The sequence below is a fragment of the uncultured Granulicatella sp. genome (genome assembly GCF_963516875.1).
GTDB lineage: Bacteria > Bacillota > Bacilli > Lactobacillales > Aerococcaceae > Granulicatella.
Genome location: NZ_CAUQCL010000002.1, coordinates 134,369 through 157,970, shown reverse-complemented (window position 1 = coordinate 157,970; position 23,602 = coordinate 134,369). Strand labels below are relative to the sequence as shown.

Genomic DNA, 23,602 nt, shown 5'->3' with positions numbered 1-23,602 from the left:
GCCTCCTATTAATTCCAAATATCTTCACTATTTTCATTTAATACCGATACAATTTCTCCTTTATGGAAAATCACAATTGTATCTGTTGGTAAATGCATCATATCATAAAAGCTAGGATAATCTGGGAAAATTTCATAAGCTTTTGCTCCTGATAATGGTTGAGATTCAATTTCTTGATCCACAGGTGCTACATACCATGTTTCATCATCAAAACGATGCGCATAAAAATCTTCCACTTCAAATGTATGATTTGCAATAATAACAGGACTATCAAAACGGAATGGAACTAACTTTCCTAATGTTTTCGTACGTTTCCCTGCTTTAAATGTTTTTTGAACAATCTCTAAGAAATAACTACAATCTGTAATCCATTCCTCTAATTGTTTTTGTTCATAATTTGGAACGCAAACATGATACTCATTTTCAATGGACACCACTTTAATATTTCCATAATGAATTGGAATCAATTGATTTAATTCTTCTAAATTTTCTTCAAAATAGTCTTCTACAATTGTTAATAAATCTTCTGCTTCTTTTTGGTAAGCCTCTTTGGCTTCTATAATAAATAAATGTTCTTGAATTGTTCTCGTAAATTTCATTTCATCACTCCTCGTTTTCTAGTATACAGTATTTGAAACATTTTTTCTTGTATCTTCCCCTCTTCCTAATAAATTTGTTATACTAGAGTTACTAAGGGGGCTTAATATGAACGACCATTTATTTTATAAATTTTATCAAAAAACACCGCTAGAAAGAAAAAATATTTTAACAAACTTATCTCATTTATCAGATGAAAAAAAATCAAACTTATTAACTGGATTTAACTTACCAGAATCTGTAGCAAATCAAATGATTGAAAATCAAATCGGACTATATGACTTACCACTTGGAATTGTTCCTGAAGTTACCGTAAATGGTATAACTTATACTGTTCCAATGGTGACAGAAGAACCTTCCGTCATTGCTGCAGCAAGTAATGGTTGTAAAATCATCCATCGTTCTGGTGGATTTACTACTTCTCAAGAAAAGAGAGAAATGATTGGTGAAATTGCGATCTATGATTCCCCATACTCTATAGAAGAAATAGAGAAAAAACTTTCAAAGGAAATCGAACATTTATTTACGATTGCTCATGAAGCTCACCCTTCTATTGTCAAACGTGGTGGTGGAATCCAATCGATTTGGGTAGAAGAAAAACAACATCCAAATCATACGTTTTATGTATTTTATATTTCTGTAGATACAAAGGAAGCAATGGGGGCAAATATTTTAAATACGATTTTAGAAACCTTAGTTTCTCCTATCGAAACTTTTACAAATGGAACTTGTATTATGGCAATTTTATCGAATTTAGCAACTCATTCAGTCGTAACGACTACTTGTTGTATTCCATTTGAACAATTAGGAACAAAGACGATTTCTGGAGAAGAAATTGCCAAAAGAATTGAAATAGCAAGTGAACTATCCCACGTAGATACTTATCGAGCTGCTACTCATAATAAAGGAATTATGAATGGAATTGATGCAGTTGTGATTGCAACTGGAAATGATTGGCGAGCGATTGAAGCTGGGGCACATGCTTATGCAACCCTTTCAGGAACCTATCAACCTTTTAGCAAATGGTTTATCCACGACGATAAAGAATTAGTAGGAACATTACGGATTCCAATGCCAATTGGAACGGTCGGTGGTTCTATTGCCATTCATCCCGCTGCTCAATTTGCTCATGAATTATTGATGAATCCATCTGCTAAAGAATTAGCTTCTATTATTGCTTCTATTGGTTTAGCACAAAATTTTGCCGCATTAAAAGCATTAGTAACCGATGGCATTCAAAAAGGACATATGAATTTACAAGTAAAATCTCTAGCTTTAACAGTTGGAGCAACAGAAGAAGAAATTCCACAAATTGTCCAATTACTGAAAGAACAAAAACATTTTAATTTAGAAACCGTACAAAAAATATTAGAAAGCATTAGATAAGCATAAAAGCCATGATATTCGCAAATGCGAATCTCATGGCTTTCGTTACTACCTCAGAAAAATCTATTTCTTTATCTTTCGTCTTCAGTGTATTCCATCAATGTAAAGATGTCATATCCTTCGATTTTTTCACGGCCTTTTAAGTCTGTTAATTCCACTAAAAATGCTAAACCAACTACTTCTCCGCCTAATTTTTCAACTAATTTTGCACAAGCATCCATAGTTCCACCTGTCGCTAATAAGTCATCACAAATTAATACTTTTTGTCCTGGTTTTACAGCATCTTTATGTAAATGCAATTCTGCAGTACCGTATTCTAAATCATATTCTACAGAAACTGTTTCACGAGGTAATTTACCTTTTTTACGAGCAGGTGCAAAACCAATTCCTAATTCATAGGCAACAGGACATCCAACGATAAATCCACGAGCTTCAGGACCAACAATCATGTCAGCTCCTCTGCTTTTTGCATAATCTACGATTTGTTGTGTCGCATATTGGTATGCTTTCCCATCTGCCATTAAAGGTGAAATATCTCTAAAAATAATTCCTTCTTTAGGATAGTTTGGTACACTTGCAATGTAATTTTTTAAATTCATTTTTCTTCCTCCATATTTGTCAGCCAATTCGTTAATTCGGAAAATTGACTATAGATAAATACTCTTTCGAGCCAAAGTTCTTCTTGCAATTGTTTCATTAAGGTTGACTGCATTAAATCCATTGATGTGGATTCTGGATTCAATCTTAAACAGCCGTTTTCTATTATAACAAATTTTAATTCAAAAAACACTTTTAAAATCACTTTAAATTGATCTAATGGAATTTTTAAATAATTAGCTAATTCTCCAGTTTTTTCATTATAAGGAACATTCGAATGTGTTTTTAAATATTGATATACAGCCACAAAGCGTTCTCTTGTCGGAATCCCCATTGTCATAATAGATTTTGGCGTATATGCAATGATATACATTTTTTGCATATATGAGTGTTTACGGAATTCTTGAATGACTTCTTTAGATTTTGGACAATCAAATAATACAATAGATTCAAAATCATCTTGCTGTACTTCTTTCATCCATTCTTCTATTGAGAATACTTTAGAAGTTGTATCAATTCTTTCACTCACTAATGGTTTTAGAGCATCTCTTTCAACTAAATAAGCTGCCCTCTTCACTGATAAATGCTCTGGGCGAATTTTATTTGTACGCCAATCAAAAATTAATGCATCTTTAACAGAGATATCTTTTAACATTAATTGAGGTAAACGATTTTGTTGCCATTCATTGATTTCTAAAGTTCCAATGACTTCAACCTCTGCTTGAAGATTTAAGCTATCTGCCCATTCTCCTTTATTAAAAATTAAAGCCTGTAACTGATTCTGTTCAGAATTCAACGTTAATTTTAAATGCTGCTGTTGAGCTCCAATCTTTTGTTTTTGACCAACTAATATATTACTAATTTTAAAAATCGGTTCAGCATTGTTCGTTCCATAAGGTTTTAATGCTTGAAGAGAATCAATAAACTCAACATTTACTTGAGAAAGTGATAATGATTCTTCAACACTAATCACTTTTTCCTCTTCAAATAATTCAGGATGTTGTTTCGCATAAGTTTCGATAGCTTCCATAAATCCTGGTAGCTTCACCGTTTCTACACTAAGCCCAGCAGCCATATGATGGCCTCCAAATTTAGCTAAAGACTCTTGGCATTCCGTTAGTGCATCATAGAGATTAAACTGAGCGCAAGATCTTGCAGAACCTTTTGCCATTAATCCATCTGGTTGAATTCCTAAAACAATCGTCGGTTTTTGTAATTGTTCGACGATTCGACTCGCAACAATTCCTAATACACCTTCATGCCAATTAGATTGAGCTAATACTAACACTTTATGATCTATTTGAGATTTAGCTAATTCTAAAGCTTCTGCTGTAATATCATCTACAATTTGCTTTCTTTTGGCATTTTCTTGTTGCATTAAAGTCACAACTTCTTGGGCCACTTCATCATCAAAAGTTGTAAAGAGAGCTACACCTGGAGTCGCATCTCCAAGTCTTCCAAGCGCATTTAAACAAGGTCCTACTTGAAATCCTATCGTTTTTTCATCTATTGAACCAGGATTTAATTGTAATTCTTGAAACAAATAACTTAATCCAATTCTCTCTGTTTGATTTAATTGTTGTAAGCCTAATTTTACTAAACTACGATTTTCATCTGTTAAGCTAACTAAGTCTGCGATTGTTCCAATACAAGCAATTTCAGCTAATTCAACAGGAAGTTCTCCTAATAATGCATGTGCTAATTTAAAAGCAACTCCTGCTCCAGATAAATCTCCAAATGGATACTCACCATCGGGATGGCGAGGATGAATCACTGCATAAGCTTTAGGGAGAACAGGAGGAATCTCATGGTGATCTGTTACAATAACATCACATTGTTGACTCATTGCCCATTCAACACTTTCATGAGCAGCAATTCCACAGTCAACCGTTATAATTAAAGATACTCCTTTTTCAAGATACTCTTCAAAAACACGGATATTCGGACCGTATCCATCTATAAAACGATTTGGTAGGTAATATTCTACTTGTGCACCCATCATTTCTAATGTTTCGTATAATACTGCAGTACTAGTAATACCGTCAGCATCATAGTCCCCGAATATTAAAATACTTTCATCCGTTTCAATCGCTTGTTGAATACGTTGAATTGCTTTTTCCATATCATACATTAAATATGGATCATGCCATAATGTCGGTGAAGATGATAGAAATTCTTGAATTTGTTCCTCAGTTTGATATCCTCTTCTCCTACAAATTTGAATCAATAAAGGAGAAAGTCCTAATGCTTTCGCAATGTCTTTAGAGCTTTCTTCTATCTCATTATTCACTAAATCCCATTTAGCATTTGCAAAAGACATCCTATCACCTCCAGAACTTATTTTTTATTAAATAATTTTAAAATACTCATGTCTCCGATTTTTGGGAAACAGAAGTTTAATTTTGCTGCAAGATTCATACTATACGGTACATTCACTTCTCTTTTTTGAAGTTTCATTCCTCGAACAATTTTTCTTGCAACTTCCTCACTTGTTAAAACATACCTAGACACACTTGCTAAATATTTTCCTGTTGGTTCTGCTTTTTCAAAAAATTGAGTAGCAATTGGTCCAGTATTGACCGTCATTACATGAATGCCTTGTTCTTTTAATTCTAATCGTAGAGAATTGGAATAACCTAACACTCCAAATTTTGAAGCTGAATAAACCGAAGTTTTTGGAGTTGCTGTTTTTCCAGCTTGAGAAGCAATTTGTACAAACATTCCTGATTTTTTCAGAATAAATTTAGGAAGATATTGTTGAGTGATTTGAATTAAAGTATATAAATTCAATTGTAACATTTCTTCAATTTCTTTTTTTGATAAATCAACGGCTTGTTTTAAATAGCCTCTACCTGCATTATTAATGACAATATCGACATCAATGGATTGAATTTTTTCTAATAGTAATTCTACTTCAACTGCATTCGATAAATCACAGGCATAATAATAGACGGGTTGATTTGTCCATTGTTGACAAGTGTTAGCTACTTGCTTTAAGACTTCCTCACGTCTTGCCACTAATATTAAACCGGCTTGTTGTTTGGCACATTCATAAGCTAATTGTTCGCCTAAGCCTCCACTAGCTCCTGTAATCAATACCATTTTCCCATTTATTGAAAACTGTTCACGTTTTACCATATTAATTTCTTCCAATCGTAAATGTATCAAAATCTTTAACTACTTTTGTTTGTGGGAATACTTTACGAGCTTCCTGTTCTAATTGACTCACTTGATGCCCTAAATAACGCGCACTAATATGAGTTAAATATAATTGTTGAACATTCGCTTCTAAAGCAATCGTTGCCGCTTGTTTACTTGTTGAATGGAAATGTTGACGAGCAGTTTTTTCTTTATCCGCTTCATAAGTAGCTTCATGAACGAGAACATTAGCATTTTGCGCTAAAGTAATACTTTTTGGAGTAAATCTTGTATCTCCACAGATTACAACAACACGTCCCTTAATATCCTCGCTCACATAGTCTTTTCCATCAATGACACGACCATCCTCTAAAGTAACAACTTCCCCACGTTTTAATCGACCAAAGACAGGACCAAATGGGACTCCTATAGCTCTTAATTCTTCTGCCTTTAACTCACCAATTTGGTCAGCTTCTGTGATTCGAAATCCATAAGAAGGAATACCATGTTCTAACTTCATCGCTTCTACTCTGAATTGTTGATCAGAAAATAATACTCCATCCTCTTCAAATTCAATAACTTTCAATGGATAGCTAAGTTTAGAATATGAAACTGAAATACTTGCATCAATAAAACGTTTAATGCCTTTTGGCCCATAAACGATTAATTCATCTTCTCCACCTTGGAATGACCGACTCGTTAATAAGCCTGGTAAGCCAAAAATATGATCTCCATGAAGATGCGTAATAAATATTTTTTTTATTTTTCCTGGTCGAATAGTTGTGTTTAAAATTTGTTGTTGCGTTGCTTCTCCACAATCAAATAACCAGATTTCATTTCTTTCAACTAATAGTTTCAAAGCGATTGACGAAACATTTCTCATTTTGGCTGGAACTCCAGCACCTGTACCTAAAAATTGTAATTCCATACTTGCTCCTAACTACCTCGTAATGTTTGATAAATCATTTTAGCAATCCATAATCCTTGTTGATGGGCTCCAGTTGTATTTACTATTGATGCTTTTTCATAGAACCAATCTGGATGCGTACTTGATTCTGTCTTCCAATCAATATAATAAACATTGGAATATTTATCAGCTAATTGATTCGCAATTTGATTAATCTCACGTTGCCATGTACGATTAATCGTATTTGATACTAAAAATATTTGTTTATCCATTCCAATATTTTTTAAAACAGCATCTAATTGTCCCTTCGTATAAGCTCCATTACTTCCAACCATTAATACAATGATATCTCCCAATTGTTTTTGTTGTTTCAATTGGTCAATCATTCCACCGAGTTCATACACTTGAAGATCTCGATTGGCACTAATCACGGCATTGGGATATAATGTTGGAATTTCTTGAGCCATCGCTAATAACATCGTATCACCAATAAAAGTAATAGAAGTATTCGAACTAAATACCGTTTCTTCTCGACTCAATCCTTGAATATTATTAATCGTTTTAACGATTTTTTTATCTGTATTTCGAGTGTTTTTTGATAAAGATTCACTAGCTAATAATACTTCTTGTAAAGCTGATTCTTGAGCAGATAATCTTGGACTTGCTTGAATAAATCCAATTACTAAAATCATGACAATCGAAAAATGATACACTACTTTTACTGTTCTACGTGTTGAATGACTCCACTGTGATGTTAATCGTTGCATGACTTTAGTGAATTTTCCTCTTTCAAATAATTGATACCAAAGTTCTCCTAAAATAACTAATAACACAATTTCTACCATTCTATGTAAAACAGGGGTGGAACTTGTATCTCCAATCTTAGCTTGGTATAAAACCGATAATGGTAAGTACCATAAATAATAAGTAAGACTTCTTCTACCAATGACTGTTAAAGGTTTTAAACGGAAAATAAGTGATGTAACAGATTTAGGATGTAATGAAATCATGATTAAAGCCGCTACAATCACATCGAAAATAAACATTCCACCTCTAAAAGCTAGATGACTATGCTCTTTCATCGTAAATAATAGAAGAATTAATAATCCAATGGGTACAAATCGAATCACCGACTCATAACGATATTTTTGCTTGTACTCCCCATAAAATTTTTGAATAGGGAATAATAACGCTACAACTGCCCCCGTTAGAACAGAAAAAGCACGTGTATCCGTTCCAAAGAAAATTCTTAAGAAATGAGCATTTGAAACATCTTTCGTCATCATTAACAAAACAGAAGCTACTAAAAGAACAATGACTACTTTTTGTAACACTTGGTGTTTTTTAATTATCACACTTAAGAATACAAATAAAATTGGCCACAATAAATAATATTGAACTGCTAATGACATATACCATAAATGAGAAAATGGCGATTGCGTTAATACCGTTATCGCATGATCATTTTCCTGAATAATTTGCCACCAGTTATTCATAAAGAATAAATTGGAAACCATTGTACTTCTTAAATTCACTAAGAGTTCCCTTTGAAATAGCAGTAAATAGAAAATTACTGCTATAATCATCGTAAAAGTCGGGACAATAATTCGTTTTAATCTTCGTGTTAAAAATGACTTTAACGGTACTTTTCCATTTTTCATTAATGAATCCATTAGACTAGCGGTCATAAAATAACCTGACAATAATAAAAAGATATTTAAACCTAGAAATCCACCTGGAATACGGTAAGCCATCATTTGATGGCCTACGATACTCATAATCGCAATGGCTCTTAATCCATCAAAAGCTGCGATATAATCTCGTTTTTCAATTTCAGTTCTATCAATCATGACATCACCTAATCGACAAACTCAAAGACAAATTTACGAATTCTAACCATATCTCCATTTTCAGCACCTTGACTACGTAAGGCAGCATCGACGCCCATTCCACGTAATTGACGTGAAAAACGCATCACAGATTCATCATGTTCCATATTCGTCATTAAGAATAATTTTTCTAGTTTTTCTCCATATAATACCCATGTACCATCAGGATCTCTTGTAATATCAAATGGACGTTCTTCTTCTTCCAATCCATAAACCATATGAGTTTGAGCTTCTTGTACCTCATCTAATGGGAAGAATTCTGTTTCTTCTAATATTTCTGCTGTTCTTGCTAGTAGTGCTTGTAATCCATCTTTACGATAAGCAGAAATTGGGAAGATTTCAGGCATTTCTTGACTATCTGATAAGTTTTCTTGTAAATCTTTTTTAAATTGTTCTAATAATTCTTCAGACTGTGGTTGATCCATTTTATTTGCCACAATAATCATTGGACGTTCTAATAACCTTAAATGATAAGAGCCTAGTTCTTGCATAATCACTTGATAATCTTCGTAAGGATTTCTTCCTTCCATTGAAGCCATATCAATGACATGTAGTAATACTTTTGTACGTTCAATATGTTTTAAGAAGTGGATTCCTAAACCAACACCCATATGAGCTCCTTCGATTAACCCAGGAAGGTCGGCTACAACAAATTGCTCACCATTTGGAGCTTGTGTCATCCCTAATTGTGGATTTAAAGTTGTAAAATGATAATCCGCAATTTTTGGTTTTGCGCTAGAAATTACCGATAACAAAGTTGATTTTCCAACAGATGGGAATCCAACTAATCCTACATCTGCTAATACTTTTAATTCTAATTCAATTTCAAATTCTTCTCCTGGTTCTCCATTTTCAGCAATATCTGGAGCCGGATTTTTATGAGTAGCAAAGCGAATATTTCCACGGCCTCCACGACCACCCTTTGCTACGACTACTTCTTGATCTACTTCTACTAAGTCTGCAATCAATTCTTTTGTTTGAGCATTACGAACAATCGTTCCAGCAGGTACTTTAACAATTAAGTCATCTGCTCCACGACCATACATACTTTTACTCATCCCATTTTCACCAGGTTTTGCTTTGAAATGACGTTTGTGACGGAAATCTAATAACGTTCTAAGTCCTGAATCGACTTTAAAAATGACACTACCGCCTCGTCCGCCATCTCCACCAGCAGGACCTCCATCTGGGACGTATTTTTCTCTTCTAAATGCTACCATACCGTTACCACCGTCTCCGGCTTTCACCCATATCGTCGCACGATCATAAAAAACTGCCATTAGGATTTACTCCTTTCTTATTTTTAGTGACTATTTAACAATTAACTCTGTAAAATCAGCAAACTCTAAAATCATTAGTGCTAATTCACGTAAGAAACGTAAACGATTTGCACGAATTTCTTCATTATCGACCATGACCATGTTTTCATTAAAGAATTCATGAATTTTTGGAGTAATCGTTGCAAATGCTGCAAATTTTTCTTGAGCTGAATAGTTCTCGAAGTCTTTTCTTAAAGTAGAAATTGATTCTACTAATTGACGTTCACTTTCTGTCTCAACTTTATCTAATGAGTATTTTGAAGAATGACGAGCTTCTGCAAATCCTTTTGCACTAATATTAATCACTCGATTTAATGCTTCAGTAATATCTTTGATTGCCGCATTAGATACTTCTTTTTCTAATACTGCTACTGCCTGCATTTTTTCTGGAACACTATTAGAGTTAGAATTTAATACTGCTTCAATCACATCATGACGTTTTGAAATTGAAGTCATTCTTTGTGCAAGTCTTTCACGAATAAATCCTAAAATAAATGCTTGAACATCTTCTTTCTTATCCACTAAGAATGCTGCATAATCCAATGCTAATAATGTTTTAGCAAAATCATCAATTTCTAAGTGCCATTCGAACGCTTCTAAAATTTGTACTAATCCCATTACTTGACGACGTAATGCATAAGGGTCATTTGATCCTGTTGGTAACATACCTGCTGCTGTAAAGCTTAAGAATGTATCTAATTTATCTGCAATCGCTAATAATGCTCCTGGTACTGATGAAGGTAGTTCACCATCAGCACTAATTGGCATATAATGTTCACGAATTGCTCTAGCTACTTCTGGAGTTTCCCCATAATTTTTCGCATAAATTTCACCCATAATTCCTTGTAATTCAGGGAATTCACCAACCATATTTGTTACTAGGTCAAATTTGTAAATGGCAGCTGCACGTTGTGCAGTTTGAATATCTTTTTCATCCACATTTAATTCACTTGCAATACGGCCTACTAATAATTGGACACGATTCATTTTTTCAGTCATTGAACCAATTTTCGCGTGAAAGTTTAATGTTTCTAATTTCTTCAAGAAAGCTGTCATTGGAACTTTTTTATCTTCTTCATAGAAGAATAAAGCATCTTCTAGACGAGCTGTTAATACTTTTTGATTTCCTTTTGCCACATTTTCAATCATGTAGTCATTTCCGTTACGTGCAGAAATGAAATAAGGTTGTAATTCACCTTTTGCATTGTATACTACAAAATAACGTTGATGTTCTTTCATAGAAGTTACTAATACTGGTTCTGGAACTACTAAATATTTTTCATCAAATGTTCCAGCAAAAGCTGTTGGATATTCTAAAATAGAGCTTACTTCTTCTAATAATTCTTCATCAATTGGAACTGTCCAAGCATTTTTAGCGGCTAACTCTTCAATTTGTTTACGAACTAATGCTTTTCTTTCATCTTGATTTACAATAACAAATTGTTCAGCTAAAGCTTTTTCATATTGTTCTGGTTTTGCAATCTCAGTATCTTTTCCTAAGAAACGATGTCCTCTTGAAACACGTCCAGCTTTTACATCTAATACTTGAATTTCTTCAATGACTTCTTCTCCATATAAAGCAACAATCCAGTGAATTGGACGTAAATATTCAAACGTATGAGCAGCCCAACGCATTGTAACTGGGAATTTCATATCGGTAATAACTGAAGATAATTTCTTAACAACTTCTTTTGTTGATTTACCTTCTAATAATTGTTTCACGTGGATATATTCTACATCTTTAATTGTTTCTACGTAAATATCGTCTGTTGTTAAACCTTTTCCACGAACAAATCCTTCAGCAGCTTTTGTCCATACGCCATCTTTTTGTGCGATTGCTAGAGATGGACCTTTAAAGATTTCAACACGATCTTCTTGCTCTTCTTCTAATCCATTTACACGAATAGCTAATCTTCTTGGTGTTGCAAAAGCTTCTACAGATTCAAATGATAAGTTTTCTTGTTTGAAAAAGTCTTCCACACGAGTCGCTAATTGTTCTGAACTTGTACGAACATATTGCGCTGGTAATTCTTCTAAACCAATTTCTAATAATAATGATTTTGTCATAATTGTCCTCCTAATGTTACTAGCCTATCCTATTAGTCTTTCAATAATGGGAATCCTAAAGATTCTCTTTCAGCTACGAATGTTTTAGCAATGGTACGGGCCATTTTACGAATACGACCTAAAAATCCTGCACGGTCTGTCGCAGAAATAATGCCACGTGCATCCATTAAGTTAAAGGCATGAGAGCATTTCAATACACAGTCATAAGCTGGGTGAACAAGACCTTTTTCCATTAAGATTGTTGCTTCTTTTTCATATTCTGTAAATAATTGCATTAATAATTCAGGATTACTTTCTTCAAATGCATATTTAGAATGTTCAAATTCTGGTTGTTTGAAAATATCTCCATATTTTACATCACCAGTCCATACTAAATCATAAACACTTTCTACTTCTTGGATATAAGAAGCTAAACGTTCTAAACCATAAGTAATTTCACTTGTTACTGGGTGACATTCTAATCCCCCTACTTGTTGGAAGTATGTAAATTGAGTCACTTCCATTCCATCTAACCATACTTCCCACCCAAGACCAGCACAGCCTAATGATGGATTTTCCCAGTTATCTTCTACGAAACGAATATCATGTTCTAATGGATCAATTCCAAGAGCTTCTAGGCTTCCTAAATATAACTCTTGAATATTTTCAGGAGATGGTTTCATGACAACTTGGAATTGGTGATGTTGGAATAAACGGTTTGGATTTTCACCATAACGACCATCAGCTGGACGACGAGATGGTTCTACATAGGCAGCATTCCATGGTTCTGGTCCAATAGCACGTAAAAAAGTATATGGACTCATTGTTCCAGCACCTTTTTCAGTATCATAAGCTTGTAATAATAAACAGCCTTGATTTGACCAATAATTTTGTAATGTTAAAATAATTTCTTGTACTGTTAATTTTTTTGACATAGTATTCCTACTTTCTATAATTTTTATGACAGGATAAAATTTACCTAGAATCTCTTAATGCAAAACGAAGTCTTTCCTCCTTTTCCCTATAAAAAAATCCCTATGTACACTAAAAAAGCATACATAGGGACGATTCATCGCGGTTCCACCCTAATTTCTTAGACTAATCTAAGCTTCATTGTTGATTGACTCCAATGCGCCACAATACATTCCCTATCAAACGGCTTCCACCTATCCCGTTCTCTCTATCCATATTTAGAATGATTGTCTCATTTTCAACATCATATTTACTGGATTAATATTACTGATTTTTCCTTCAAAAGTCAAGTTATATCAATCATTTATTAGCTTTTACCTCTTCATCATGATATAATTTTCCCATTCTTAAAGGAGGCGATTTTTATGCGTTGTGCTTGGGCAACTATTTCTGAACTTGATCAAAAATATCACGATGAAGAATGGGGCATTCCTTGTTTTGAGGATCAAAAACTATTTGAGATTTTAACATTAGAAGTCATGCAAGCAGGTCTCAGTTGGTCGACTATTTTGAAAAAAAGGGAAGGATTTAGAGAGGCCTTTAACCAATTTGAAATCCATAAAGTTAGTCAATTTACAAAAAATAATATAGAACACTTACTTCAAAATCCTAAAATCATTCGTCATCGTCAAAAGATTGAAGCCACTATTCAAAATGCGAAAATTATTTTGCAACTACAAAATCAATACGGAAGTTTTCATGAATTTTTATGGAGTAAGTTCGACCACACTCCTATTATCAATCACTGGGAAACGATGGAAGAAGTTCCATCTTCTACTCCACTTACCGATCAATTATGTAAAGAATTCAAAAAACTTGGATTCAAGTTTATCGGACCGACTACCCTCTATTCATTTTTACAGGCATCTGGCATCATCAATGATCACCTTGATTCTTGTCCATTTAAACACAAATAAAGACTTTTTATGCGTTGCATAAAAGTCTTTATTTAGATCACATCCATTTAGAATAATCATCATCTTCCATAGCTTCTACTGTTCCAAGTAAATAACCATTCCCTACTTGAGAGAAGAAGTCATGATTACTTGTACCTGTTGAAATACCATTCATCACAATTGGATCCACATCTTCAGCTGTATCTGGGAATAATGGATCAAACCCTAAATTTTGTAAAGCCTTATTCGCATTATATCGAATGAATACTTTTACTTTTTCAGTCCAACCAACTTGATCATAAATTGATTGAGTATACTTCACTTCATTTTGATACAATTCTAAACATAATTGATAAACCCACATTTTAAGAGTTTCTTGTTCTTCTAAAGGTAATTCATTGTATCCTTGTTGGAATTTATAGCCTGTATAAGTTCCGTGAACAGATTCATCACGAATAATTAATTTAATAATTTCCGCTACATTGGCTAATTTATTATTTCCTAAATAATACAATGGTGTAAAGAATCCACTATAGAATAAAAATGTTTCTAACATCGTTGAAGCTACTTTCATTTTTAGTGCATCTCTACTTTGATAAATTTCATTAATTTTTTGAGCTTTGTATTGTAAAAACTCATTATTATTTGTCCACTCAAAAATTTCTTCGATTTCAGCTTTTGTATGTAAAGTACTGAAAATCGTTGAATAACTTTTCGCATGAACAGATTCCATAAATTGAATATTATTCCATACTGCTTCTTCATGTTGTGTACGAACATAGTCTTTCATCAGACTTGCACCTTCTTCAGATTGCAATGTATCTAATAAAGTCAATCCTCCAAATACTTTCCCTACAACATCTTTTTCAGCTGGGGATAATGTTCTCCAGTCATCTAAGTCATTTGAAACAGGAATACGAGTATCTAACCAAAATTGCTCGGTTAACTTTTCCCATGTCATTTTATCAATCATATCTTCTACTTGGTTCCAGTCGATTGCTTTATAATAAGCTACTGGGGCAGAAGCATTTTGTGACAAAATCTCATTAAAATATCGTTTCTCACTCATGATAAGTCTCCTTTTTTGAATTAAATACTACAACTTTCGCAACCATTACTTCCAATTTCATCATTATTTTCTGTAAATGTACGAACATAATAAATCGATTTGATTCCTTTATTCCAAGCATAGTTTCTTAAGATATTTAAATCTCTTGTTGTCATTTTTCTTGTACGACCATTTTTCCATTCATATAATCCTTCTGGTAATTCAGAACGCATGAATAATGTTAAACTCATTCCTTGGTCAATATGTTTTTGAGCCGCTGCATATACATCAATCACTTTACGCATATCAATATCATAAGCTGATTTATAATATGGTAATGTTTCATTTGATAAGAATGGTGCTGGATAATATGTTTTACCAGTTTTCTTCTCTTGACGCTCCTCAATTAAACGAGTAATTGGATGCAAGCTTGCACTTGTTTCATTTACATAGCTGATTGAGCCTGTTGGAGCAATTGCTAAACGATTTTGATGATATAATCCATCAGCCATAACATCTGCTTTTAATTGTTTCCAATCTTCTGCAGTTGGAATTGGTAAGTTTGCAAAAATTTCTTTTACTTTTTCAGATTTAATTTCTACATCTGATTCTGTATAAGCATCGAAATAAGTTCCTGATGCATAGGCAGATTTTTCAAAGCCATCAAATGTTAAGCCACGTTCTTTCGCAATTTTATGACTTGCTTTTAATGTATAGAAATTCAATAGACGGAAGTATAAATCTGTCACTTCAATCGATTCAGGAGAACCATATTCCATTTGATTTAATGCAAAGAATGTATGTAAGCCCATTGCTCCTAAACCAATTGTATGAGCTTTTTGGTTTCCATTTTTAACGGTTGGAACTGCATCAATACTTGAATGATCTGTGACAAATGTTAATGCACGAACCGCCACTTCAATCGAGCGTTCAAAATCAGGTGATTGCATTAAATTAACAATATTTGTAGAACCTAAATTACAACTAATATCCGTTCCAAGCACTTCATACTCTTGTGCATTATTAATCACTGAAGGACTTTGTACTTGTAAAATTTCTGAACATAAGTTACTCATAATGATTTTTCCATCAATTGGATTTGCTTTATTCACTGTATCAATATTTACGATATATGGATAACCAGATTCTTGTTGTAATTTACTAATTTCTTGTTCTAAATCACGTGCACGTAATTTTGATTTACGAATATCTGGATTATTCACCATATTCTCATACTCTTTTGTAATATCTACATAAGAGAAAGGAACCCCATAAATACGTTCTACATCATATGGACTAAATAAATACATCATATCATCATTCTTAATTAACTCGTAAAACTTATCTGGAACTACTAGCCCTAATGATAATGTTTTAACACGAATTTTTTCATCCGCATTTTCTTTTTTAGTCGACAAGAATGATACAATATCTGGGTGGAAAACATTTAAATAAACGGCTCCTGCACCATTACGTTGTCCTAATTGGTTTGAATAACTGAAACTATCTTCTAATAATTTCATAATTGGAACAACCCCGCTAGAAGCATTTTCAATTTTCTTAATTGGGTCTCCAGCTGCACGAACATTTGATAAGCTTACTCCAACTCCCCCACCAATTCTTGAAAGTTGTAAAGCAGAGTTAATGGTACGACCAATGCTATTCATGTCATCTGTTGTTTGAATTAAGAAACAAGACACTAATTCACCACGACGTTTTCTTCCAGCATTTAAAAATGTTGGTGTCGCAGGTTGATAACGTTGATGAATCATTTCTTCAGCTAAATCTCTAGCTAATTGTTCATCTCCATCTGCTAAAAATAAAGCATTAAAGACAATACGATCTTCAAAACGTTCTAAATAACGTTCGCCATCATTTGTTTTTAAAGCATATTGTTTATAAAACTTAAATGCTGACATAAATGAACGAAAACGGAATTTTTTCTTATAAATTTCTTGCATTAAGCTTTTAACAAATTCACGGTCATATTTATTTAAAAACTCTTCTTCTAAATAATCATGTTCAATTAAATAATCTAATTTTTCATCTAATGTATAGAAAAATACGGTATTTGGATTAACATGCTCTAGGAAGAATGCACGTACTGCTTCTTTATCCTTATGTAAAGGAATTTTCCCATCAACCGGACGGTTCAATTCATTATTTAATGAAAAATATGTTACTTCTTGAGATTTACTAATTAATTTTGGACTATCCAAGTTCGCTCACCTTTTCCTTTATTATAGTTACGTCTTTTTGAGTTCCATGAAACTCAAAACAATGCAATAGTGGAACGTCATAAGTAGTAGAAATGATTTTTGCTGTTTGACAAAAGGAAGTATTAAAATTGCGATTTCCAGAACCAGCTACTCCTTTTAATAAAGCTTGGTTATTACCTGTTTCAATAAAATCTTGAAAATATTCAAATACTTCCATATCATAAGTAGGACTTATAATAATATACGATTCATCCATAGTTAGAAATACATTTTGTGGTGTAATTTCTACAGTTGGTAACTCTAATTTTTGAACAAATCTTCTCGTCTGTCCAGTTAATGATAAAAAAACTACTTTCATACTTACTCCTCTATTTCATACCTCTTTATTATATCTACTTTCCAGTCTTATATCAACCAAAAGATTCTATATTTAGTATTTCACATGAAGAACAACACAAAATATAGTAATATAGTTTAGTTTCTATCAATATATTGACAAAGAGATTTTTCAGATTTACACTTATTAATATCAAAGAAAGGAGAAGAAAAATGACACTTTCTCATACAATTAGCGCATCAGAAAGACAAGTTCTTCGAGTAATTTGGGCAAACCCAAAATGCACGAGTACTTTTATCATTGAAGCATTATCTACAAATTTCAACTGGCAAGCTGCTACGATTAAAACTCTTATCAATCGACTGTTGAAAAAGGAATTTATTATACCAACTTCAAAAAGACCTTATCAATATGTCGCAACAGTAACAGAAGAAGAATTACTAGATTTAGAATGCAATGAATTATTAAGTCATGTTTGTCAGAAAAAACAAGGTGAATTATTATCCTTACTTATTCAAAAATCTCAATTAACAAAACAGGACACTCATCAATTACAAAAATTATTACAAGAAAAAGAAATCGATGCACCTGAACATCTAGCTTGTACTTGTATACCAGGTCAATGTCGTTGTTGTCATCACTAAAAAAAGCCAGACTTATGTCTGACTTTTTTCATATTTCTTATATTTATTAATACCAAACGCTAACGTCTACTCGACCACTAATCCCTTTTAAGTATTCGCTTGAAGTATATTGCCAACCTTTAAAACCTGAATAATATGGATTATTCCAATCTAATGCATCTGTATATGCAGCAACCCAGTCCACATATTTTAAAATATCTGGATGATTTAAACGTGTTTGTAATAAATGTCTATAACTATAAATTCTTACATTAGAATATCCCGCTTTATGCATTGTATCCATGTATTTATTCACAATTTTCACCCAAGTTGCTGTATCTTTTGGAGCTGCTTTTGCTTTATTAACATATTCCCAATTTTCAACATCATAATAAATTGGATAACTTGGTTGAATATGGTATTTTTCCATTAATTTAATCGTATGTTTTGCTTCTAATTCTGCGTCTGTTTCATTTTCTGCATACGTATATAAATATACTCCATAAGGAATTCCTAGACGGTTTAATTCTTTAATATTATATGCTAATTGTTTATCTTCATCATATGCATAATAACCTAGGCGAACAATTACTCCATCAATGCCATTTTCACGAATAACACTACTCCAGTTTTGGATTTTTCCATTATGTTCACTGACATCGATAACTTTCTTCGCATCACTTCCGCCCACTTGTTCTTGACGGCGATTTAAGAAATAACGTTGGCCATTTTTTTGTACCCAACCCCATTCTAATCGCTCTTGCTTTTGAATTTCACCAGTATCTGAGAAAGTATATTTCGTATCTCCCACTGTTACAACTCCTGTTGCCATTACTCCGGATTCACCTAAATAATAATTACCTGCCCATTCTTTTTCTGCTCTAGCACCATTCGCTTTGAAGTAATACCATTTTCCATCAATTTGAGCCCATTGACTACGAGCATATTTCCCATCAGCATTTAAATAGAACATCGCATTATATTGTGGATCAAATAACCATTCTTTTGCCATCATAGCTCCTTCACCGTTGACAAAATAATCACTGACCCATTGACGAGTTGCTAAGTACCCACCTGATAGTAAGTAATACCATTTATTTCCATCTTGAATCCATTCTTTATCAGCATATTTTCCATCTGCTTTCAAATAGAAATATGAACTATATTTATTATCGTAAATCCATTCTTTTTTCGCCATGGCACCACTTGGATTTAAATAGTAATTCCCTTTCCATTCACTCTTAGCCATATAGCCCCATTCTTTGAAATAGTACCATTTGCCACCAATTTCTAACCATTGATTTTCAGCATAGTTACCATCCGCTTTTAAATAAAAATAAGACTTGTAATTTTCATCATAAATGAAAGAAGCAATAACTTTTTTGCCGTCTTTATCTACATATGAACGATCAATCCATGAAGACGTAGCTTTTGATCCATCTTCTTTTATAAAATATTGTTGTCCATTAATAGTTTGCCAACCTTTACCTTGTGGGGCTGTTTCTTCTTGAGCACCAACTGTTGGTAAAGTGAATAATACTAACGCAGATAATGATAATGCGATATTTCTTAATTTCATTTACTGTAAATCTCCTTTTTCTTAAACTCTCACTTTGCCATTGTATAATTAAATGCATAAAAACACAAACAAAATCCTAAATGACACACTCTAGCAATATAAAAATTTTGCAACATAAAAGAGGAACTTCTACTAATAGAAAATTCCTCTTTTAACGATACTTAAAATTAACTCAAACAATTAATCATTAAATAATGAACGGATTGTTTTGAAAATTTCTTTATTTTGTTCAATTTTCACATCGTTACCCACTACTACAAAGGCATTTTGAGCTAATACCTTTTCCATTGTTGATGCAAATGAACGAACTTTTTCTGGTGTTACATTTAAAACTTCATCACGAGTTTTTTGAACAAGTTCAGTTGTCACATGTGTAAAGTAACGTGTGAATGCGATATTTCCTTTTTGATTTGCAGATAATGGACGATCAATGCTACTAAATGTTCCAATAAGGTTTTTCTCAAATTCTTCTTTAGATGGATTGTAATTTTCTAAATATTGAACTTGTCCATCATAAGTTTTTAGAGTTTCCACTAAGTTTGGATCACGGTATGACACAGCAGCTACTTCACCTTTTCCACCAATGACACTCATTCCACCGTATGCTCCACCTTTAACACGAACGGTATTCCATAAATAATCTAATCCTAAAACCGTTTGTAAAAATGCATTAGAACCTTCAAATGGAACTCCTAGTAATGTTTGATTGTAACCTTTTGCTACATATTGAATTTCTTGAGCTGTTTTAAACCCTTCGTTTAAAATTTCAACAGGAGATGTGAATGGTTGTGGTGTCACTTCCTCTTGTGATAACTGTTGGAAGAATGATTGAGATAATGCTTTGAATTGTTCAAAGTCTTCTTTACTTCCGACAAATGTTGCAGTCACTCCATTAATATTTAAAATTTGACGAAGTACAGCTATCAATTGTTGACTAAAGCTTTCTTTTCTCTCATCGTAATGCTTCACTAAATCAGAAATATAATCATAGTAATCAATACCTTCTAATGCTTGAGCATATTTTGCGCCTTCTGAATAGTATGATTCTAATCGACGAACAGCAATTGTATGCGAAGCATAATTCATATGCATTTCTAAGTTAGCTTTTGTATTTAATAACAATTCTTTAATTTTATCATAGTCTTCCAAGTTTGAACGTAAGACAATTTCTTCTACTAATTCAATTAATTTTGGTAAATATTGTGACAATGCTTTTCCTGAAACTGTGAAGAATGGATAATAGACATTTTTCGCAACATCTTCTGTCATGACAAAAGTATTTGTTGAAATTCCACCTGTATAGAAATCCATCTCTGTATTTAAATCTTCATCAGCAAAATGTTTTGTACTAATTTCACCTAATAATTCAGTGACAAACGCCGCTACTGGAATTTCTTCTGTTTTAACGCCTCTCATATCAAAGAAATATTTCGCATATGAAATACCTGCTGTAAAGTCTTCATAATGTAAGAAAGTCGGCGTGTCTTTTCCTTCTTCAACGGTTAATGGATAATGAGTTGCTTTCTTTTGAATATCATCAATCGATAGAGTCGGAATTTTCGCTAAATCTTCTGGGCTATCAGGAGATTCTTGTCTTTCAATTAATTTTTGAGTTGTTTCTACTAATTGGTCTAATTCTTCTTCGCTTAAACTTGCTTTGTACTCTGCTAATTTTTTAGCTAATTCAGCTTCTTTTTCTTCTAATAAACCTGGTTCTGGTTTTAGAGTAATGATTGCAGCATGAGTATTGTCTAATAAATATTTTTGAATAAGATTTTCAAAATAGCCTTCTTCAACTTTAGCTTGAATAGCATCTAAATGTTGTTGGTATTCAAATGATACATATGGACTTCCATCATATAACCAACTTGTTAAAGCATTCATTCCATACATCACACCTTTTGGTGTGCTTCCTTCTAAAGCTGTTAATTCTTTATAACGGAAAGCTGTTTTATTTAAAGCAGCTTGAATCGCTTTTTTAGAAATACCTTCTTCTACTAAACGTTGTAATTCCTGTTGAATAATTTGAACAAATTGTTCTTTTTTATCAGCATCTGTATCTTTTAAAATCACTTCAAATGTTGGAGAATACGTGTAAGCAGAATACCCTCCCATAACATCACTACCGATATTCGCTTTTAATAAAGCTTTCTTCAGTGGTGCTGTATTACTACCTAATAACAATTCATCTAAAATGCTTAAAGCAATTCCTTCTTCTCCATTAGTACTTGTGCCAGTAGCCCAAGCATATTCTAACAGTGTTTTATTTTCCGTTGAGTCTCCTTTAGAAACAGAATACGTACTTGTCAGTTCTTTTACTCTTGTAAATGGTTCTTGTTTGTAGCCTACAAATGGAACCTCTTTTGCTTCAAAAGCATCAAAGTATTCTGATAATTGTTCCATTGCTTTTGGTAAATCTAAATTCCCATATAAAGTTACTCGAGCATTACTTGGGTGATAATACGTTTGATGGAAATCAATGAATTTTTCTTGAGTTAATGTTGGAATTGAAGCTGGCATTCCTCCAGAAACGTGTTTATAAATTGTGTCAGGGAATAATGTTGGTTCAACTAAACGGTTTAATTCTGATTCTGGTTGAGAAAATGCTCCCTTCATTTCGTTATAAACTACGCCTTTATACGTTAATTCATCTTCTTTATTTTCTAAATGATAATGCCATCCTTCTTGCATTAAGATTTGTGGGTTTGATAAAAGATTTGGATAAAATACCGCATCTAAATAAACGTCCATTAAATTCTCAAAATCTTTCTGATTTCTTGAAGCTACTGGATACATTGTTTTATCAGAGAATGTCCATGCGTTTAAAAATGTTTGTAGGGAACCTTTTAATAATTCTACAAATGGTTCTTTTGTTGGGTATTTTTTTGATCCGTTTAATACAGAGTGTTCGATAATGTGCGCAATTCCGTTGTCGTCATATGGTGGTGTGCGGAATGCGATGGAGAATGCTTTGTTGTCATCATCTGTTTTTAAGTACATGACTTGAGCGCCTGTTTTGTCATGTTTGTATAAATAGTAATCGCAACGGATATCTGGTAATGGTTTTTGTTCTACGAGTGTAAAACTATTAAATTCTTTTGTCATGAAATGACCTCCATTTCTAAATTAAATCTACTTGTCTTTTATTCAATCACGATTTGTATCAATAAGCAAGAGGAAATCCTTAAAACGTAACATAAAGAAATAAAAAATAATTTTTTGTGTAGCTAGGACGCCAGCAGCCCTTCCGTCTCATGGCTAAAATTTGAGCCTCGGTCTCAAATTTTCCTTTGTGATAAAATCACTATCCAGCGATTCTATCACTATAGCTACAAAAAATTATTTTTTATTTCTTTATTTTAGTTATTTAGTTTTCTAACGTTACGTTCTTACACCTCTTACAAAAATAGAAATTAATTGTTGATGTGGTAAGAGCATTCAATTATTTTGAAGTTATTCTACAAAATTTTTTTGAATAAATTTTGTAGAATAACTTAATAACAAGAGGTGTAGTGATTAATGTAATTAGGAAAAAGATTATAAAACGATAATCAAATGAACTTAGCACACAACCGGCAAAAGCTCCAATATTCCAAATAACAGCTAAACAAATTTTTTGCAAACGATTCATGATAGTTTCCCCCTTTTAATTTATCTATCTATGTATACGCTTATTTTACTACCATGATAACTTTTTAACAAGATTTTGAAGGAAAAGTTCTTAGAGTAAAATAAAGAAATAAAAAACAATTTTTCGTATAGCTAGGACGACAGCAGACCTGACGGTCTCATGGCTAAAATTTGAGCCTTGGTCTCAAATTTTCCTTAGCGATTAAATCGCTATAGCTATAAAAAAATATTTTTTATTTCTTTATTAATGTTATTTAATTTTCTTAGACGATATTCTTACGTATCATATAAAAACAGAAATTTAATTTTGATGTTTTATCGTAAGTTCTCCTTTACGATATAAACTCAATTACCATTTCTATCACTTCAGCTACCAAATGTTCACTACGTAAAAAATAAAGAATACAAAAAATATTTCC

At 32.8% G+C, this 23,602-nt stretch carries 18 protein-coding genes; 3 read left to right on the top strand and 15 right to left on the bottom strand.

Annotated features, from left to right (window positions below; all coding sequences use genetic code 11):
* Positions 1 to 8: 8 nt before the first annotated feature.
* On the bottom strand, positions 9 to 599 hold the full coding sequence (locus tag RWM24_RS01575; RefSeq protein WP_314110906.1) for a hypothetical protein: 591 nt from the start codon (positions 597 to 599) through the stop codon (positions 9 to 11).
* Between the two features lie 106 nt (positions 600 to 705).
* On the opposite strand from RWM24_RS01575, the gene RWM24_RS01570 reads away from it, so the two are divergent.
* Positions 706 to 1,983, top strand: a complete 1,278-nt coding sequence (locus RWM24_RS01570) for a hydroxymethylglutaryl-CoA reductase, degradative (protein WP_314110904.1) — start codon at positions 706 to 708, stop codon at positions 1,981 to 1,983.
* A 71-nt stretch (positions 1,984 to 2,054) separates the two neighbouring features.
* Here the strand turns inward: RWM24_RS01570 and RWM24_RS01565 are convergent, their stop codons facing one another.
* The 8 genes from RWM24_RS01565 to glyQ are packed head-to-tail and all read right to left on the bottom strand — an operon-like array spanning position 2,055 to position 12,814.
* The gene (locus RWM24_RS01565) at positions 2,055 to 2,582 is read right to left on the bottom strand and encodes an adenine phosphoribosyltransferase (protein ID WP_006702792.1); all 528 of its coding nucleotides are present in this window, start codon (positions 2,580 to 2,582) and stop codon (positions 2,055 to 2,057) included.
* Complete coding sequence (gene recJ, locus RWM24_RS01560) at positions 2,579 to 4,900, bottom strand: single-stranded-DNA-specific exonuclease RecJ (RefSeq protein ID WP_314110902.1); 2,322 nt, start codon at positions 4,898 to 4,900, stop codon at positions 2,579 to 2,581. The genes RWM24_RS01565 and recJ overlap by 4 nt, the downstream gene beginning before the upstream one ends.
* A 17-nt stretch (positions 4,901 to 4,917) precedes the next feature.
* Complete coding sequence (locus RWM24_RS01555; protein ID WP_314110901.1) at positions 4,918 to 5,718, bottom strand: SDR family oxidoreductase; 801 nt, start codon at positions 5,716 to 5,718, stop codon at positions 4,918 to 4,920.
* Between the two features lies 1 nt (position 5,719).
* On the bottom strand, positions 5,720 to 6,646 hold the full coding sequence (gene rnz, locus RWM24_RS01550; RefSeq protein WP_314110900.1) for a ribonuclease Z: 927 nt from the start codon (positions 6,644 to 6,646) through the stop codon (positions 5,720 to 5,722).
* Between the two features lie 8 nt (positions 6,647 to 6,654).
* On the bottom strand, positions 6,655 to 8,475 hold the full coding sequence (locus tag RWM24_RS01545; RefSeq protein ID WP_314110899.1) for an acyltransferase family protein: 1,821 nt from the start codon (positions 8,473 to 8,475) through the stop codon (positions 6,655 to 6,657).
* Between the two features lie 8 nt (positions 8,476 to 8,483).
* On the bottom strand, positions 8,484 to 9,794 hold the full coding sequence (gene obgE / locus RWM24_RS01540; protein ID WP_314110897.1) for a GTPase ObgE: 1,311 nt from the start codon (positions 9,792 to 9,794) through the stop codon (positions 8,484 to 8,486).
* Positions 9,795 to 9,824: 30 nt separating this feature from the next.
* Positions 9,825 to 11,900: a glycine--tRNA ligase subunit beta gene (glyS, locus tag RWM24_RS01535; protein ID WP_314110895.1), complete on the bottom strand. Its 2,076-nt coding sequence runs from the start codon at positions 11,898 to 11,900 to the stop codon at positions 9,825 to 9,827.
* Positions 11,901 to 11,932: 32 nt separating this feature from the next.
* On the bottom strand, positions 11,933 to 12,814 hold the full coding sequence (glyQ, locus tag RWM24_RS01530; protein ID WP_314110893.1) for a glycine--tRNA ligase subunit alpha: 882 nt from the start codon (positions 12,812 to 12,814) through the stop codon (positions 11,933 to 11,935).
* Between the two features lie 402 nt (positions 12,815 to 13,216).
* On the opposite strand from glyQ, the gene RWM24_RS01525 reads away from it, so the two are divergent.
* A complete protein-coding gene (locus tag RWM24_RS01525) occupies positions 13,217 to 13,768 on the top strand; it encodes a DNA-3-methyladenine glycosylase I (protein ID WP_314110891.1) in 552 nt (183 codons plus the stop codon).
* Between the two features lie 37 nt (positions 13,769 to 13,805).
* Here the strand turns inward: RWM24_RS01525 and nrdF are convergent, their stop codons facing one another.
* From nrdF to nrdI, 3 genes are read right to left on the bottom strand one after another with little or no spacing between them, the layout of a single operon-like run.
* On the bottom strand, positions 13,806 to 14,816 hold the full coding sequence (gene nrdF, locus RWM24_RS01520; protein WP_006702800.1) for a class 1b ribonucleoside-diphosphate reductase subunit beta: 1,011 nt from the start codon (positions 14,814 to 14,816) through the stop codon (positions 13,806 to 13,808).
* A 20-nt stretch (positions 14,817 to 14,836) separates the two neighbouring features.
* The gene (gene nrdE / locus RWM24_RS01515; RefSeq protein ID WP_314110889.1) at positions 14,837 to 17,014 is read right to left on the bottom strand and encodes a class 1b ribonucleoside-diphosphate reductase subunit alpha; all 2,178 of its coding nucleotides are present in this window, start codon (positions 17,012 to 17,014) and stop codon (positions 14,837 to 14,839) included.
* Positions 17,007 to 17,372: a class Ib ribonucleoside-diphosphate reductase assembly flavoprotein NrdI gene (gene nrdI, locus RWM24_RS01510; protein WP_314110887.1), complete on the bottom strand. Its 366-nt coding sequence runs from the start codon at positions 17,370 to 17,372 to the stop codon at positions 17,007 to 17,009. The genes nrdE and nrdI overlap by 8 nt, the downstream gene beginning before the upstream one ends.
* Positions 17,373 to 17,563: 191 nt before the next feature.
* Here nrdI and RWM24_RS01505 point away from each other — a divergent pair, with 191 nt between their 5' ends.
* Complete coding sequence (locus RWM24_RS01505; protein WP_314110885.1) at positions 17,564 to 17,995, top strand: BlaI/MecI/CopY family transcriptional regulator; 432 nt, start codon at positions 17,564 to 17,566, stop codon at positions 17,993 to 17,995.
* Positions 17,996 to 18,041: 46 nt separating this feature from the next.
* Here the strand turns inward: RWM24_RS01505 and RWM24_RS01500 are convergent, their stop codons facing one another.
* The 3 genes from RWM24_RS01500 to RWM24_RS01490 all read right to left on the bottom strand — a co-directional run bounded on the left by RWM24_RS01500 (position 18,042) and on the right by RWM24_RS01490 (position 23,184).
* Complete coding sequence (locus RWM24_RS01500; RefSeq protein WP_314110883.1) at positions 18,042 to 19,553, bottom strand: GH25 family lysozyme; 1,512 nt, start codon at positions 19,551 to 19,553, stop codon at positions 18,042 to 18,044.
* Between the two features lie 180 nt (positions 19,554 to 19,733).
* Positions 19,734 to 22,658: an insulinase family protein gene (locus RWM24_RS01495; protein WP_314110881.1), complete on the bottom strand. Its 2,925-nt coding sequence runs from the start codon at positions 22,656 to 22,658 to the stop codon at positions 19,734 to 19,736.
* Between the two features lie 337 nt (positions 22,659 to 22,995).
* Positions 22,996 to 23,184, bottom strand: a complete 189-nt coding sequence (locus RWM24_RS01490; RefSeq protein WP_314110879.1) for a hypothetical protein — start codon at positions 23,182 to 23,184, stop codon at positions 22,996 to 22,998.
* Positions 23,185 to 23,602 lie beyond the last annotated feature (418 nt).

Coding starts and splice junctions, on each gene's coding strand:
- RWM24_RS01575 (WP_314110906.1), bottom strand. CDS start 599: ATGAAATTTACGAGAACAATTCAAGAACATTTATTTATTATAGAAGCC.
- RWM24_RS01570 (WP_314110904.1), top strand. CDS start 706: ATGAACGACCATTTATTTTATAAATTTTATCAAAAAACACCGCTAGAA.
- RWM24_RS01565 (WP_006702792.1), bottom strand. CDS start 2,582: ATGAATTTAAAAAATTACATTGCAAGTGTACCAAACTATCCTAAAGAA.
- recJ (WP_314110902.1), bottom strand. CDS start 4,900: ATGTCTTTTGCAAATGCTAAATGGGATTTAGTGAATAATGAGATAGAA.
- RWM24_RS01555 (WP_314110901.1), bottom strand. CDS start 5,718: ATGGTAAAACGTGAACAGTTTTCAATAAATGGGAAAATGGTATTGATT.
- rnz (WP_314110900.1), bottom strand. CDS start 6,646: ATGGAATTACAATTTTTAGGTACAGGTGCTGGAGTTCCAGCCAAAATG.
- RWM24_RS01545 (WP_314110899.1), bottom strand. CDS start 8,475: ATGATTGATAGAACTGAAATTGAAAAACGAGATTATATCGCAGCTTTT.
- obgE (WP_314110897.1), bottom strand. CDS start 9,794: ATGGCAGTTTTTTATGATCGTGCGACGATATGGGTGAAAGCCGGAGAC.
- glyS (WP_314110895.1), bottom strand. CDS start 11,900: ATGACAAAATCATTATTATTAGAAATTGGTTTAGAAGAATTACCAGCG.
- glyQ (WP_314110893.1), bottom strand. CDS start 12,814: ATGTCAAAAAAATTAACAGTACAAGAAATTATTTTAACATTACAAAAT.
- RWM24_RS01525 (WP_314110891.1), top strand. CDS start 13,217: ATGCGTTGTGCTTGGGCAACTATTTCTGAACTTGATCAAAAATATCAC.
- nrdF (WP_006702800.1), bottom strand. CDS start 14,816: ATGAGTGAGAAACGATATTTTAATGAGATTTTGTCACAAAATGCTTCT.
- nrdI (WP_314110887.1), bottom strand. CDS start 17,372: ATGAAAGTAGTTTTTTTATCATTAACTGGACAGACGAGAAGATTTGTT.
- RWM24_RS01505 (WP_314110885.1), top strand. CDS start 17,564: ATGACACTTTCTCATACAATTAGCGCATCAGAAAGACAAGTTCTTCGA.
- RWM24_RS01500 (WP_314110883.1), bottom strand. CDS start 19,553: ATGAAATTAAGAAATATCGCATTATCATTATCTGCGTTAGTATTATTC.
- RWM24_RS01495 (WP_314110881.1), bottom strand. CDS start 22,658: ATGACAAAAGAATTTAATAGTTTTACACTCGTAGAACAAAAACCATTA.
- RWM24_RS01490 (WP_314110879.1), bottom strand. CDS start 23,184: ATGAATCGTTTGCAAAAAATTTGTTTAGCTGTTATTTGGAATATTGGA.